At 51.2% G+C, this 15,187-nt stretch carries 14 protein-coding genes, 2 pseudogenes and 1 riboswitch; of the genes and pseudogenes, 15 read left to right on the top strand and 1 reads right to left on the bottom strand.

Annotation, left to right across the window (positions count from 1 at the left end; genetic code table 11):
- Positions 1-703 precede the first annotated feature (703 nt).
- The 14 genes and pseudogenes from DBQ51_RS16845 (at position 704) to DBQ51_RS07740 (ending at position 13,434) form a co-directional block, all read left to right on the top strand.
- Entirely contained in the window at positions 704-1,444 is a 741-nt protein-coding gene (locus DBQ51_RS16845; protein WP_307718899.1) for a pyruvate:ferredoxin (flavodoxin) oxidoreductase, read from the top strand.
- Positions 1,445-1,672: 228 nt separating this feature from the next.
- Positions 1,673-2,161: a 2-oxoacid:acceptor oxidoreductase family protein gene (locus tag DBQ51_RS16840; protein ID WP_199855196.1), complete on the top strand. Its 489-nt coding sequence runs from the start codon at positions 1,673-1,675 to the stop codon at positions 2,159-2,161.
- A 338-nt stretch (positions 2,162-2,499) separates the two neighbouring features.
- Complete coding sequence (locus DBQ51_RS07795) at positions 2,500-3,483, top strand: hypothetical protein (protein WP_107631199.1); 984 nt, start codon at positions 2,500-2,502, stop codon at positions 3,481-3,483.
- A gap of 63 nt (positions 3,484-3,546) precedes the next feature.
- On the top strand, positions 3,547-4,161 hold the full coding sequence (locus DBQ51_RS07790) for an RNA polymerase sigma factor (RefSeq protein WP_242977862.1): 615 nt from the start codon (positions 3,547-3,549) through the stop codon (positions 4,159-4,161).
- A complete protein-coding gene (locus DBQ51_RS07785; RefSeq protein ID WP_107631198.1) occupies positions 4,154-4,786 on the top strand; it encodes a hypothetical protein in 633 nt (210 codons plus the stop codon). The genes DBQ51_RS07790 and DBQ51_RS07785 overlap by 8 nt, the downstream gene beginning before the upstream one ends.
- A gap of 706 nt (positions 4,787-5,492) precedes the next feature.
- Positions 5,493-5,888 carry a plasmid mobilization protein gene (locus tag DBQ51_RS07780; RefSeq protein WP_107631197.1) on the top strand — a complete coding sequence of 132 codons (396 nt, stop codon included), beginning with the start codon at positions 5,493-5,495 and terminating at the stop codon, positions 5,886-5,888.
- Positions 5,860-7,485, top strand: coding sequence for a relaxase/mobilization nuclease domain-containing protein (locus tag DBQ51_RS07775; protein WP_107631196.1), 1,626 nt, complete (start codon positions 5,860-5,862; stop codon positions 7,483-7,485). The genes DBQ51_RS07780 and DBQ51_RS07775 overlap by 29 nt, the downstream gene beginning before the upstream one ends.
- A complete protein-coding gene (locus tag DBQ51_RS07770; protein WP_107631195.1) occupies positions 7,475-7,840 on the top strand; it encodes a cysteine-rich VLP domain-containing protein in 366 nt (121 codons plus the stop codon). Before DBQ51_RS07775 ends, DBQ51_RS07770 begins: the two co-directional genes overlap by 11 nt.
- A 150-nt stretch (positions 7,841-7,990) precedes the next feature.
- Positions 7,991-8,733: pseudogene (locus DBQ51_RS07765) on the top strand (replication initiator protein A).
- Entirely contained in the window at positions 8,730-9,587 is an 858-nt protein-coding gene (locus DBQ51_RS07760) for an ATP-binding protein (protein ID WP_107631194.1), read from the top strand. Before DBQ51_RS07765 ends, DBQ51_RS07760 begins: the two are co-directional and overlap by 4 nt.
- Positions 9,584-9,772, top strand: a complete 189-nt coding sequence (locus DBQ51_RS07755) for a transposon-encoded TnpW family protein (protein ID WP_107631193.1) — start codon at positions 9,584-9,586, stop codon at positions 9,770-9,772. Before DBQ51_RS07760 ends, DBQ51_RS07755 begins: the two co-directional genes overlap by 4 nt.
- Positions 9,773-9,883: 111 nt before the next feature.
- Positions 9,884-11,494: a recombinase family protein gene (locus tag DBQ51_RS07750; RefSeq protein ID WP_107631192.1), complete on the top strand. Its 1,611-nt coding sequence runs from the start codon at positions 9,884-9,886 to the stop codon at positions 11,492-11,494.
- Between the two features lie 125 nt (positions 11,495-11,619).
- Positions 11,620-12,756, top strand: a pseudogene (locus DBQ51_RS07745) (4Fe-4S dicluster domain-containing protein); the annotation flags it as partial.
- A 156-nt stretch (positions 12,757-12,912) separates the two neighbouring features.
- Positions 12,913-13,434, top strand: a complete 522-nt coding sequence (locus DBQ51_RS07740; protein WP_107631190.1) for a GNAT family N-acetyltransferase — start codon at positions 12,913-12,915, stop codon at positions 13,432-13,434.
- A gap of 234 nt (positions 13,435-13,668) precedes the next feature.
- Here DBQ51_RS07740 and DBQ51_RS16835 read toward each other — a convergent pair whose 3' ends face one another.
- Positions 13,669-13,815, bottom strand: coding sequence for a hypothetical protein (locus DBQ51_RS16835; protein ID WP_199855233.1), 147 nt, complete (start codon positions 13,813-13,815; stop codon positions 13,669-13,671).
- A gap of 139 nt (positions 13,816-13,954) precedes the next feature.
- On the opposite strand from DBQ51_RS16835, the gene DBQ51_RS17140 reads away from it, so the two are divergent.
- Positions 13,955-14,449 carry an ATP-binding cassette domain-containing protein gene (locus tag DBQ51_RS17140; RefSeq protein WP_242977861.1) on the top strand — a complete coding sequence of 165 codons (495 nt, stop codon included), beginning with the start codon at positions 13,955-13,957 and terminating at the stop codon, positions 14,447-14,449.
- A gap of 584 nt (positions 14,450-15,033) precedes the next feature.
- Positions 15,034-15,144: riboswitch (FMN riboswitch) on the top strand.
- The last annotated feature ends 43 nt before the right edge of the window (positions 15,145-15,187 follow it).

Genomic DNA, 15,187 nt, shown 5'->3' with positions numbered 1-15,187 from the left:
GGATGTGTCGGCAGATATCAGTGTAATGGAGACAGTGCAGGTGCTAAAAGTTAAAAACCGCTGTCCTGCTAAGGCGCGTCTGCACAAGGGCAGCGGTAAAGCCCAACTCAAAGTAAGGGAGTTTTCCACAGAACGATTGGCTCTGTGGAGAAATTTTCTTTTTAGATACTAAGCCCGCGTCTCTCTCTACACGTTATTATGGAAAATCCTGCATGAGGTATCTGCGTTAGGAATGGCGCAGGCTAAATACAACGGGAGTTACAGAAATGCACTAATTTGTAGGCATAAAGTGAAAATTAAATTTAGACGGATTTCACAAAATTAGATTGATAATTCTATAACACTATTCAGCACGCTTCCCTCGACAACCCCATTTTGCGTGTGATATGGTTATTTAAATAAATTGTGCAGGTTCAAAAATCTGTGTTAAAACAGCAGGGGGCGTTCCCTGCTGCAGCAGATGTATTCATGAGGAAGCAGAGGAGTATCAGAATGAAAAAGAAATATGCTGTGATGGACGGCAATACCGCTGCGGCTCATGTGGCCTACGCGTTTACCGAAGTTGCTGCGATCTATCTCCTCCCCGATGGCGGAAAAGGTGGATGAATGGTCTGCCAAGGGCCGGAAGAACCTGTTCGGCTCCACGGTGGACGTGATCCAGATGTAGTCCGAGGCGGGTGCCGCAGGCACCTGCCTCGGTTCGCTGCAGGCAGGCGCGCTGACGACGACCTTTACCTCGTCCCAGGACCTGATGCTGATGATACCGGCGATGTATGCGATGGGTGGACAGTTCCTGCCGAACGTCATTCACATTGCCTCGCGCGTGGTGACGAGCAACCACCACTCGATTTTTGGCGACCATACCGACTTTATGATCTGCCGCATGACGGGCTATGCGATGCTGATGTCCTCCTTCCCGCAGGAGGCAATGGATCTGGGCGCGGTGGCGCACCTTTCGGCAATCCATGCAAAGTATGCTTTCATACACTGCTTTGACGACTTCCGCACTTCGCACAAGATGCAGCGCATTGAGGTGCTCGATTATGAGGACCTGCGCGGCCTAGTGGATTATGACGCCCTCAATGCGTTCCACCGCCAGTCGCTCAACCCCGAGCACCCGACCAACCGCGGCAACAATGTCAACCCCGATATTTGCTTCCAGAGCAAGGAAGGCGCGAACGTCAAGAGCGCCCTTGTGCTGGACACGGTGCAGCATTATATGGACGAGATCAACGCCCTCACCGGTCGGGACTATAAGCTGTTCAACTATTACGGCGCTCCGGACGCGGAAGCGGTCATTGTTGCGATGTGCTCGGCCTCGGAAGCGGTCAAGGAAACTGTGGACTTCCTCAATGCAGCCGGCCGTAAGGTCGGTATGGTGCAGATCCACCTGTACCGCCCGTTCTCTGTCAAACATTTTGTGGAGGCCATCCCCGCAGCCTGAAAAAAATTGCGGTGCTTGACCGTTCCAAGGAAACCGGATCGGTTGGCGAGCCGGTTTATCTGGATGTGGTCACAGCGCTCAACCAGGCCGGCAGGGGCGATATTACTGTGGTCGGCGGGCGCTATGGCCTGCCCTCCAAGGACGTAACGCCCGGTATGTTTACCGCGGTGTACGATAACCTACGGCAGGATAAGCCCCGAAGCAACTTTACCATCGGCATCAACGGTGATGTTACATTTAATCGCTGGATTACAAGGAGATCGAGCTGCCGCATCAGGGCAGGTTTCCTGCAAGATATGGGGACTTGGCGGCGACGGCACCGTGGGCGCGAACAAGAACGCCATCACCACGATCGGCCTGACCGCCAACAAATACGCGCAGGCGTATTTCTCCTACGACTCGATGAAGTCAGGCGGCCTGACGCAGTCCCACTTGCGCTTTGGCGACGATCCAATCCGCTCGACCTATCTGGTCTCCATGGCAGACTTTGTGGCTGTGCATGCGCCGACCTATGTGAATAAATACGACACGACCGAGGACCTCAAAGACGGCGGCATCTATCTGCTCAACTGCCCGTGGAGCGCAGAGGAGTTGGAGGACCGCCTGCCCGCCAAGATGAAGCGCGACCTGCATCACAAGCACGCGCGGTTCTACATCATTGACGCGGCGAAGATCGCAGGGGAGATGATATCCTATAGGCGGCATTCTTTACCCTGACCAAGGTCATTCCGCTGTATGTCGCAGTCGAGAATATGAAGAAAAACAATTACAACTCCTACTTCAATGCTCATGGTTAATAAAGAAGCATAACAAAAAATATAAATAGAAACAGCCAGTTATCACTATTCCGCCAATATTCTTCTCATACTATAAATATTCCAAAGGCTGACACAGATTATATAAATATTATGACAAACGAAAATTGCACAGAAAGAAAATCATATTTTAGATAAAAAATTAGAAACCTTTGCAACATTTCATTTTTCCCAGTTGTATATAGGGCAGAGAGGCAAAAACGCCACTCAAGATTATATAACAATTAGGAGGACTTAAACATGAAACTCAAAAGATTTTTTTCGCTTGCCTTGGGTGCTGCTTTAGCACTTTCCACGGTAGCTTACGCCAGCAATGACACTCCCGTAGCCGATAACAATAAGCCCGGTGCGGTACAGCCGCCCAGCAACTATGTGGACTGCAACACACTGGAAGAAGCAATCGAGATGACGGGAATTGAGATTTCCATTCCTGAAGTTATCAAAGGTTATGATGACTGTGCTTTCCGGGCAAACAAAACTGATGGTATGATTGAAATTATTTTCCAAAGCGATGATGATGAGATTCGCTTCCGCAAGGGGCTTGGCGATGAGGACATCAGCGGCAACTATAACGATTTTTCCGAAAAGAGCGATGTCAATGTAGATGGTTCTACCGTTCAGATGAAAGGTTCAGATGGTAAAGTGAATCTCGCCACTTGGAGTGCGGACGGCTATTCATACTCTATCGACAGCACAGAAGCAATGGACAAAACTGTTATGACAGATTTCATCAAGGCTGTCAACAATGATGATAATACTCCTATCGGTGGCGATCCAGCTACTTGGGGACCCGGTAACCAGCCCATCGGCGGTGACCCGGCTACTTGGGGCCCTGATAATCAGCCCAGCGATAACGGCGTGCAGCCGCCCAGCCCCTTTCAGCCTTGTGACACACTGGATGCTGCCGAAGAAATGGCTGGCTTTGATTTGACCTTGCCTAAAACTGCTGACAAGCTGGAAGCGATTGAAAACGAAATGATTCAAGCTTTCTATGGTGAGGACGGCACTGATATGCTGATTCGTAAAGCACTTGGTAACGAGGATATCAGCGGAGATTATAATGAGTATGCACAGACCGAAACTGTAGACGGCGTAACCCTGAAAGGCACAGACGGGCAGTTTTCTCTTGCCCTGTGGACAAACGGCGAGTATACTTATTCTATCAGCGTTGGAAGCGCACTTTCTCAGACCGATATGATGGTACTTGTGGGCAGCGTAAAATAAGATTATAGCTCAAAGGACAGGCTCATTGGGTCTGTCCTTTGAAGCATGAACAGGAGGGATGATGTGGGATATTGCCTTGTAGCAGAAAGATACTTACCGTCTTTCAGAGATATGCTAAAAAAATTATTTTACTTTCTTGCAGTAACACTATTTGGAACCACTTGCCGTCAAACTGATTTGACAGTGACGAACAGCCGTGAAAAAATCAATTGTCAGGCAGAACGAATGCTTAACGAGTACGGCAATGCCGTTTTGCGACTTGCCTACTCTTATCTTCATAATACCGCTGATGCGGAGGAAGTATTGCAGGATACGCTTGTCCAGTTTCTGAGGACAGCACCTGTGCTGAACACAAAAGAGCATGAAAAGGCGTGGCTTCTTCATGTTGCTGCTAATCTGAGTAAGAACCGTATCAAGTACAATGCCATCCGCCAGACAGATGAGCTGATGGAGGAACTGGTTGCAGAAAACAGGGATGACCTTTCTTTTGTATGGGAAGCGGTAAAGGATTTGCCGGACAAGTATCGTGAGGTCGTACATCTTTTTTATCACGAGGGTTACCAAACGGCTCAAATCGCTCAAATATTGGGAATGAAAGAAACAACTGTCCGTTCAAATTTATCCCGTGGCAGAGAAAAGCTGAAAGCTGTGTTAAAGGAGGCGTATGACTTTGGATAATAAATATGACGAAGTGATGGAACATATTGAAGTTACGCCTGAAATGCGTAGCCGAATTTTGAGCAATATCAATAACATGGATTTTGCAGAAAAGAAACAGGCAAAGATTGTTCGTTTTCCAACTGTAAAGCGCTTTGCAGCACTTGCAGCTTGTCTTGCCATTATGCTTGTTGGAGCGTTAACCCTGCCTAATTTGCTGAATATTTCTCAAGAGCCGCCTGTTATTGGAAATAACGATATTGTCGAAGTATCTTCTGTCGAAGAATTATCGGAAACAGTAGGCTTTGATGTGGTCGAGCCGTGGAAATTACCGTTTACCCCAAAAAGTGTGGTTTATACTGCTTATTGGACGGAAATGGCTGAAATCATTTATAGCAATGATGAAAAAACAGCGCTTTTTCGCAAAGGTATTGGCTCTGATGATGTAAGCGGTGACTATAATTCTTATGAATTGACAAGCAAAATATCGTTAAATAGTATTAATGTCACACTAAAGGGCAGGAATGAAAAATATACTTTGGCTGTCTGGACGGATAGCGAATTTGCATATTCATTATCACTAAGTGAGGGCATAGAGGAAGCTGAGTGGATTGAACTTTTGCAAACAATGATAGAAACACCATAAAAATAATATTTCAAAATCGAGGGTATAAAAACTTATAATCACACTGTTGATGTTTATATAACTGAATATCCCGCCGTCCCGCAGCGGCACACGAAGCAGTAAATCCGAAAAAGATTTGCTGCTTTTTTTGCGCCCATTTTGGCAAATTTCCAAATGTTCCGTATTAGACAGTGAAGCCAAAAAAGGCTGCCGTTTTTTTCAGACAGCGGGCAAAACACAGCTTCCGAAACGCCTTATTGTCGGGAAAGACCGAGCCACAGAAAAATTCCTGCCGGAAAGTCCGTCCATTCTGCTCTTTTGTGGTTTGTAGGGAGTAAGGAGAGAATGCCAGCCCGCCGCCTTTTATGAAAAAAGCTGGTTATAGGTTTCCCGAAAAAGTGGCAGTAGCAAGTGAGGGCAATCCGGCAGCTCTTTATAAAAAAGTTAGTTGCGATTTTTTGAAAAAGTGGCAGTAGGAAGTGAACGGCAGTCCGACAGTTTCTTAGAGCAAGATTCTACCGAGGTGCCAAAATTCGCTTTCTGCTCATTTTGCCCCTGCGGGAATCTTGTTGGGGAGTGCCTTCCCCAAACCCTGCTTATGCGGCTTACGCCGCTGAAAAATCCCTCAAAATATTTTTTCGGATTTTTCAAAAACAGTTCCGCTTCACACCCTGTTTTTCTCCTATTAGTGAGAGGACACCACACACAGAAAGGAGGTCTGCCGACCATGAAACGATACAACACGCCGCACCGCAGCCGGATAGTCAAGACACGCATGACCGAGGAAGAATACACCGAGTTTGCGGAAAGACTTTCTGCTTACAACATGAGCCAAGCCGAGTTTATCCGGCAAGCCATAACCGGGGCAGCCATACGCCCCATCATAACCGTTTCTCCCGTCAATGACGAGCTGCTTGCCGCTGTCGGGAAGCTGACCGCCGAATACGGCAGGATCGGCGGCAACTTAAACCAGATAGCCCGGACGCTGAACGAGTGGCACAGTCCCTTCCCGCAGCTTGCCGGGGAGGTACGGGCGGCGGTTTCCGACCTTGCTGCCCTAAAGTTTGAAGTCTTGCAGAAAGTGGGTGACGCTGTTGGCAACATTCAAACATATCAGCTCTAAAAATGCCGACTATGGCGCAGCGGAAGCCTACCTCACATTTGAGCATGACGAGTTTACCATGAAAGCCATCCTTGATGAAAACGGGCGTCTGATACCGAGGGAGGATTACTGCATTTCTTCCCTTAACTGCGGGGACGAGGATTTTGCCGTTGCCTGTATGCGAGCCAATCTCCGCTATGAGAAAAACCAAAAACGGGAAGATGTGAAAAGCCACCACTATATCATCAGCTTTGACCCACGGGACGGGACAGACAACGGCTTGACCGTAGACCGGGCGCAGGAGCTGGGCGAGCAGTTCTGTAAAGAACATTTCCCCGGACACCAAGCCCTAATCTGCACCCACCCGGACGGGCATAACCACAGCGGCAATATCCATGTGCATATCGTCATCAACTCCCTGCGGATTTACGAAGTCCCGCTTCTGCCCTACATGGACAGACCAGCCGACACACTGGAGGGCTGCAAGCACCGCTGCACCAACGCCGCTATGAAATATTTCAAGAGTGAAGTCATGGAGATGTGCCACCGGGAGGGGCTTTATCAAATCGACCTCCTAAACGGCAGCAAGGAACGGATAACCGAACGGGAATACTGGGCGGCAAAGAAAGGGCAGCTTGCCCTTGACAAAGAGAACGCCGCCAGAGAAGCCGCCGGACAGCCGACCAAGCCCACCAAGTTTGAAACCGACAAGGCGAAGCTGCGCCGGACGATACGGCAGGCACTTTCCCAAGCTGGCAGCTTTGAGGAATTTTCTTCCCTGCTTTTGCGGGAGGGCGTAACTGTCAAGGAGAGCCGGGGGCGGCTTTCCTACCTCACGCCGGACAGGACGAAGCCCATCACAGCCCGGAAGCTGGGGGACGATTTTGACAAGGCTGCTGTCCTTGCCCTGCTCACGCAGAACGCCCACAGAGCCGCCGAACAGACCACAGCCATACCCGAATATCCTGCCGCAGTCAAAAAGCCGTTACAAGGGGAAAAAGCCACAAAAACCACCCCGGCAGACAACACCTTGCAGCGTATGGTTGACCGGGAAGCCAAGCGAGCCGAGGGCAAGGGCATAGGCTATGACCGCTGGGCGGCAAAGCACAACCTAAAGCAGATGGCGGCTACCGTTACCGCCTACCAGCAGTACGGCTTTTCTTCCCCGGAGGAACTGGACGAAGCCTGTTCTGCCGCCTATGCCGCCATGCAGGAAAGCCTTGCAGGGCTGAAGCAGGTAGAAAAGACGCTGAACGGGAAAAAGGAGCTGCAACGGCAGGTGCTTGCCTATTCCAAGACCCGCCCTGTCCGGGACGGGCTGAAACAGCAGAAAAACGCCAAAGCAAAAGCAGCCTACCGACAGAAGCACGAAAGCGACTTTATCATAGCGGACGCAGCCGCCCGTTATTTCAAGGAGAACGGCATTTCCAAGCTGCCGAGCTATAAATCCCTGCAAGCAGAGATTGAAATCCTTATCAAAGAGAAAAACAGCGGCTACAACGATTACCGGGCAAAACGGGAGGAATACCGCCGCTTACAGACTGTCAAGGGCAATATCGACCAGATTTTACGCCGGAACGAGCCGCAGCGCAGAAAGGAGCAGAGCCATGAACGGTAATATCCCCCGCATGGACTACCGCCAGTACCGGGCAGCCCGCCGCCTTGTGCATGAGTGCTGCAACTATGACAGCGGGAACTGTCTGCTGTTGGAGGACAGCGAGCCTTGCGTGTGTGTACAGAGTATCAGCTATTCGCTGCTCTGCCGCTGGTTTACTGCCGCTGTCCTGCCCCTTGATGAAGCACTGGAAGCCGCCCTCTTGCGCCGGGGAAGCCGGAAACGCTGCGCTGTCTGCGGGGCGTTCTTTGCCCCCAAATCCAACCGGGGGAAATACTGCCCGGACTGCGCCGGACGCATGAAGCGGATAAACGCCGCCAGACGGAAGCGGAAACAAAGGGAAAATGTCACGCTTTAGGGCATTTCAAACCCGCATAAATCAAGGCTTTTTTGGAGGGGGTCAAAGGGGGCGTGATACATTTATCCTTTTCCCCCAAAAACGCCCTCTAAAAGCGTAACAGAACCCACAGACAGACACCACAAGGAGGTGAACACTATCGCTGATTATATGACCGCAGAAACGGAGCTGCCCGCTTACCTGCCTTACCCCCGTTTCCTGCTGAAAATGGACATATCCCACACCGCCAAGCTGCTGTATGCGCTGCTGTTAGACCGTTCCACCCTTTCGCAGAAGAACGGCTGGCAGGACAGCGAGGGACGGACATACATTGTCTACCCCATAGCAGAGATAGCGGAAATGCTGGATAAAGGCTGCACCACCATAAAGGGCGCACTGAACGAACTGGACGCTGCCGGGCTGCTGGAACGCAGACGGACGGGCTTTTCTGCCGCCAACCGCCTGTATGTGAAAGTGCCGGATATTCCAGTGGTACAGTTTTCCGACCAACTGACGGACGGAAAACCGACCCTCATAAGGGCGGGAAACCGACCGACTGACAGCCGGAAAACTGACCTTATGACGGTCGGAAAACCGTCCCCTAACCAAACTAATATAAACAACCTTACAGAGAGCCAAACAAAAGGAGCGAGTGAGGGGCAGCCTCCCGCCGCTTATGGCAGATATAAAAATGTATTCCTTTCTGACACAGAACTTTTGGAGCTGGAACAGGACTTTCCCGGCAAGTGGGAGTATTACCTTGACCGCCTTTCCTGCCATATCGCTTCCATCGGGAAGCAGTACCACAGCCATGCAGCCACCATTTGTGGGCGCAGGAGGACGCTGTCAAAGGCAAGGCTGCCCCGAAACAGGGCATACCCGATTATTCATGCAAGGAGGGCGAGAGCTTATGAAAAACGAGATGGAAGCTATGATTACGGACATTACAGCCACTACCGCCGAAGCGGAGGACTACACAGGCGAGGACGGGCTTTTATACTGCGGCAAGTGCCATACGCCAAAAGAAGCCTACTTTTCAAAAGAAACCGCCCAATGGTTAGGGCATGACCGACACCCGGCAGAGTGCGACTGCCAGCGGGCAGCCCGTGAAAAACGGGAAGCCGCTGAAAGCCGACAGAAGCACCTTGAAACAGTGGAGGACTTGAAACGCCGGGGTTTTACCGACCCTGCTATGCGGAACTGGACATTTGAGCATGACAACGGCAGAAACCCACAGACCGAAACCGCCCGCTTTTATGTGGAGAGCTGGGAAACCATGCAGGCTGAAAATATCGGCTACCTGTTTTGGGGCGGCGTGGGGACGGGAAAAAGCTACCTTGCCGCCTGTATCGCCAACGCCCTTATGGAAAAAGAGGTCGCCGTCTGCATGACAAACTTTGCAACGATACTTAATGACCTTGCTTCCAGCTTTGAGGGCAGGAACGAATATATTTCCCGCCTTTGCAGCTACCCTCTGCTGATACTTGATGATTTCGGTATGGAGCGAGGGACAGAATACGGGCTGGAACAGGTTTACAGCGTGATTGACAGCCGTTACCGAAGCGGCAAGCCGCTGATCGCCACGACCAACCTCACGCTGGAGGAATTGCAGCACCCGCAGGACACGCCCCACGCCCGTATCTATGACAGGCTGACTTCCATGTGCGCCCCCGTCCGCTTCACGGGCAGCAACTTCCGAAAGGAAACCGCACAGGAAAAGCTGGAACGCTTAAAGCAACTGATGAAGCAGCGAAAGGAGAGCCTATGACAGAAATGAAACAGACAAGCACCACCAAAACAGACCGCCGCCCGGACTGTGTGACGGAAATCCGCATGGGCAACTCCGTCCTTACCGTTTCCGGCTTCTTCAAGCAGGGTGCAACCGATACCGCAGCCGACAAGATGATGAAAGTGCTGGAAGCGGAAGCTGCTACACAAAAAACGGCGATTTGACCGACCATAAAGAAGCAGATTTGACGCTTTTGCCGCTATACAGACAGCCGCCCCATGTGGTACAATCAAGGTACGGAATAGTGGGGCTGGCTGTCGGAAACGGAGGATTTTATGTTAAGACAGACCAACCAACAACCAATTACCGCCCTTTACCCAAGACTTTCCCATGAGGACGAGCTGCAAGGCGAGAGTAATTCCATTTCCAATCAGAAGCGTATCCTTGAAACCTATGCAAAACAGAACGGCTTTTCCAATCTGCGCTGGTACACGGACGACGGTTATTCTGGTGCGAACTTTCAAAGACCCGGTTTTCAAGCCATGCTTGCGGACATTGAAGCCGGAAAAGTCGGGACAGTTATCGTAAAGGATATGTCGAGGTTAGGGCGAAACTACCTGCAAGTGGGAATGTACACAGAAATGATTTTCCCACAGAAAGGCGTCCGCTTCATCGCTATCAATGACGGAGTGGACAGCGCACAGGGCGACAATGATTTTGCCCCGCTGCGGAATATCTTTAACGAATGGCTGGTGAGAGATACGAGCAAGAAAATACGGGCGGTAAAACGCTCAAAAGGCATGAGTGGAAAGCCCATCACAAGCAAGCCTGTGTATGGCTACCTCATGGACGAGGACGAAAATTTCATTATTGACGAGGAAGCCGCACCCGTAGTCAAGCAGATATACAACCTCTGCCTTGCCGGGAACGGTCCGACCAAGATAGCCCGTATGCTCACAGAGCAGCAAATCCCCACGCCGGGAACGCTGGAATACCGCAGGACGGGACACACCCACCGCTACCACCCCGGCTATGAGTGTAAGTGGGCGACCAATACCGTTGTGCATATCCTTGAAAACCGGGAATACACGGGCTGTTTGGTAAACTTCAAGACTACCACGCAATCCTACAAGTGCAGCAAAATTATTTACAATGACGAGGATAAGCAGGCAATCTTTGAGAACCACCACGAGCCTATCATAGGCACCCAAACATGGGAACGGGTGCAGGAGCTTCGCAAGCAGCGCAAACGCCCCAACCGCTATGATGAAGTGGGCTTGTTCTCCGGCATACTGTTCTGTGCGGACTGTGGCAGCGTCATGTATCAGCAGCGATACCAGACAGACAAGCGCAAGCAGGACTGTTATATCTGCGGCAACTACAAGAAACGCACCCATGACTGTACGGCGCACTTTATCCGCACCGACCTCTTGACCGCTGGCGTACTCTCCAATCTGCGGAAAGTGACCAGCTATGCGGCAAAGCATGAAGCCCGGTTTATGAAGCTCTTGATTGAGCAGAACGAGGACGGGGGCAAGCGCAGGAACGCCGCCAAGAAAAAGGAACTGGAAGCCGCCGAGAAACGCATAGCCGAGTTATCCGCTATCTTCAAGCGGCTGTATGAGGACAGCGTGACTGGGCGCATATCAGACGAGCGTTTCACAGAACTGTCGGCAGACTATGAAGCAGAACAACGGGAACTGAAAGAAAGAGCCGCTGCTATCCAAGCGGAGCTTTCCAAAGCACAGGAAGCCACCGTGAACGCAGAAAAGTTTATGAATGTTGTCCGGAGGCATACCAGCTTTGAAGAACTTACCCCTACTCTGCTGCGGGAGTTTGTAGAGAAAATCGTTGTGCATGAGTGCAGCTATGACGAGAACAAGACCCGCAGACAGGATATTGAGATTTATTATTCTTTTGTTGGCAAGGTGGACTTGCCCGAATAACCGCCCGACCTATCCGACACAAGAGCTAAGTGCCGGATAGGAACGGCAAAATTTTTTACACTTCTATTACTTCTTTATCACACATAAGCAAAGAAAGCCGGTTAGAAGCGTGCGGGATGCCGCCGTTCGTGCGCGACATCGTGCTCCCGATGGATCGCCAACAGGGCGACAAGCTCCCAGCCTCCGTGTTCCAGAAGTACGGCATGCTGGACGGCACATGGGAGAACGGCACCTCGGCCTATGCCAAGCGCGGCGTAGCGACCAGCGTACCCAAGTGGGACGGCGCAAAGTGTACGCAGTGCAACCGCTGCGCGGCGGCCTGCCCGCATGCAGCTATCCGGCCGGTGCTGCTGACCGAGGAGGAGAAAGCGAACGTTCCCGCTTTGTTTGAGACTGTACCCGCCAAGGGGCTGGGCAAGGATGCGCCGGCGTATTTTTACCGCATGCAGGTCTCTCCCTATGACTGCCTGGGCTGCGGCGTGTGCCTGACTGTCTGTCCGGTCGAGGGCGCACTGACCATGACCCCGTTCGACGAGATGAAAGGTGAGCAGGCGCACTTCGATGAGACGGCGATGAACGAGTCCTATCTCAAGAAGGATGTCATCAGCGACAGGAACATCAAGTTTCTGGAATTCTCCAAGCCATACTTCCGGTTCTCTACGGCTTGCGCGGGCTGTGCCGAGACCACTTACCTTAAGATGGTCAGCCAGCTGGTGGGCGACCGTATGTACGTCGGCAATGCGGCCGGCTGTTCGTACGCTTACAGCGGCGTCGCGCTCGAAGCGGTCGGCAGCTATCTGGAAAACTGGAACGACAAGCGTCAGTCCCGCGCGGTGACCGGCGCCCTGCTCGCAGCGCTTGCGCAGTGCAAACAGACTGAAGATGTGCAGTATGTGATGGAAAACAAAGAATATCTGGCGAAAAAGTCGGTTTGGGCCATCGGCGGTGACGGCTGGGCATACGATATCGGCTTCGGCGGCATCGACTATGTTCTGGCGCAGAACCGCGATATCAATCTGCTGGTACTGGATACCGAGGTGTATTCCAACACGGGCGGCCAGTCTTCCAAGGCGACACCGACCGGCGCGGTGGCCAAGTTCGCCGCAGGCGGCAAGCAGATCGCCAAGAAAGATCTCGGCGCAATCTTTATGAACTACGGCTATATTTACATCGACTTTGTACCCTTCACCACGGGGAGCAAGTGGAGACTTGATATCAGGGGATCGCTCAAACAGGCGTTAGCGGCGCAAGGCTTCAAGGGTGCCACCAGAGGGGACATGGAGTGGAGCCAGTGGATACGCTCGGAAAGAGAGCGGTTGGCCGTGGTGATGGAGCGGCACGGGATAGAGTGGGAGGACAAAGGCACCTGCCTGTGCTGGACTACAAGAAAGAGCAGAGGACAACGGAAGAAGATATAAATGCTTTTTTTCATTTTAAAGGACGAAGAAGTCAATACTTTCCTGCCGTGGTATCCTGCCAAATGCATAGACGAGGCTAGAAAGTTTTACGAGAAAAGGTGTGCTGCTAAGTACCGGCAACCACAAGCGTATGCCTATGCTATTTGCTTGAAAAGTGACAATTTTCCGATTGGCTATATCAAAGTCGATATGGAGGAACACCATGATTTTGGCTATGGTCTGCGAAAAGAATTTTGGCACTGGGGCATTGTAAGTGAGGCTGGAGGGGCTGTCGTCGACCAGGTAAAGCGGGATGGACTTCCCTATATTACCGCGACCCATGACCGCAATAATCCCCGTAGTGGGAATGTGATGAAGAATGTTGGCATGAAGTATCAGTATTCTTATGTGGAACAGTGGCAACCGAAGAATATACCTGTTATCTTCCGTATGTACCAGTTAAATCTTGACAGTCAGGAAGATCGGGTTTACAAGAAATATTGGGAAACCTCTGCTGTGCATTTTATCGAGCCAAACTTATAAACAGTTTTAGGGTGTGTGAAATGAGTAAATCAAAGCAGAGTTATTATGGCAGTTTATGTACTGAAATGTATGAAATCTTACACGAACAAGCGCCGCAAGACGAATTGAATTTTTATCTTTCCTATGCAAGCGGGAGATCGCGCGGCGGACGAACCTGAGTTTCCATACGGTACAAAAGTACGCATATAAAGAGGACTGGGGCCAGAATGAACTACCAAACCTGGAGGCAGAAAATTATCCGTCGCTGGAGGAATACATCTCACGATAGACGAATGGATGGAAACAGATCGAAAAGTGCCACGGAAGCAGCAGCACACGACGATGCGGCTCGTCTACCGACTGCAGGAGGAGCGGGGATATGGAGGGGGCTATAGCGGTCATGCAGACAGTAATCCCCTCCGTGTTGCTTCCGGTGCTGCCGGCCGGTCTTTTGCTGTGATCTTTTGGAAGCCTTTCCGCCGCACTGCCTCACCACATTGTAGCGTTGTTCCTGGGCCTCACCGGTCCACTGCTTTCTGCGATGACCTTTGCGGACGAACTGGCCGTAGTAGGCACCAGTGTTGGAGAAATCAACGCCATTCTGGAGGCAGCAGAGCTCCACCGGCCGAAAAAATACGCCTCGCTGAACGATGCTGCCATCCGGATGGAGCATGTTTCCTTTACCTACAAGCAGGAAGACGGCGAGGTGCTTCATGGTATTTCCCTCGATATTGCCTCCAGTACGGTGACTGCGCTGGTAGGTTACTTCGGCTCCGGCAAAAGCGCTATCGCCAAGCTGATCGCCGGTTTTTGGGATGTGTCCGGCGGACGCGTCACTTTGGGCAGCGTGGACTTAAAAGAAGTTCTTTTGGCGCAGTTCAATCGGCAAATCGCCTATGTGTCCCAAGACAACTATCTTTTTGACCGCACCGTGCGTGAGAATATCCGCACGAGCTGCATGAGCACTTCCGACACAGAGGTGGAAGCGGTAGCCAAGGTCGCCGAATGCGACGGCTTCATCCGTGCGCTGGACTAAGGATACGATACCCTCTGCGTCGGGGGCGGTGGCCATCTTTCCGGCGATGAAAAACAGCGCATCTTCATTGCTCGCGCCATACTCAGGGACGCTCCCATCATTATCCTGGATAAAGCGGCGACTAGCGTAGATCCCGAAAACGAGGTCGAGTTCCAATGCGCAATCGAAGCCCTGCCCCATAATAAAACCATTATCCTGATCGCCCATCGATTAAAGACTGTCAGAAACGCCGACCAAATCCTTGTATTGGACAGCGCCCATATTACTCAGCACGGAACGCATGAAAAGCTGATCAAGCAGAAAGGCCTGTACGCCGATTTTGTAACGGATAGGCAGGAAGCTGCCGGCTGGAAAGTTTCCCAATAACGCTGCGAAATAATAGCAGAAAAAGGGGGATAAGAAGCCATTGCTTCCTATTTGTCTTTCTCTTCATCTGATATGTCAGATGCTTATTTCTTTTCAGCTTTTGAGTGGCTGCTTATTAGCCTATATTTGCAAAGTGTACTATTTAATATTGATTACTGAAATGAGAAAATTTCCATTGACACAGGTGGGGAAGGTGTGCTATCCTAAAGCAAAAGAAATGCTTTCTTCGGAAACGAGGTATTCTCTACTGGCGGTCAAAGCCCGCGAGCCATGCGCTGATTCGGTGAAAGTCCGAAGCCAACAGTTGGTCTGGATGGGAGAAGAAAGAGGTTGCGGCGTGTCACGGGCGGCCTCCCATCCCCTTGTTGTCTG

The organism is Agathobaculum massiliense (genome assembly GCF_900291975.1).
GTDB lineage: Bacteria > Bacillota > Clostridia > Oscillospirales > Butyricicoccaceae > Agathobaculum > Agathobaculum ammoniilyticum.
This window is presented reverse-complemented; position numbering and strand designations above follow the sequence as displayed.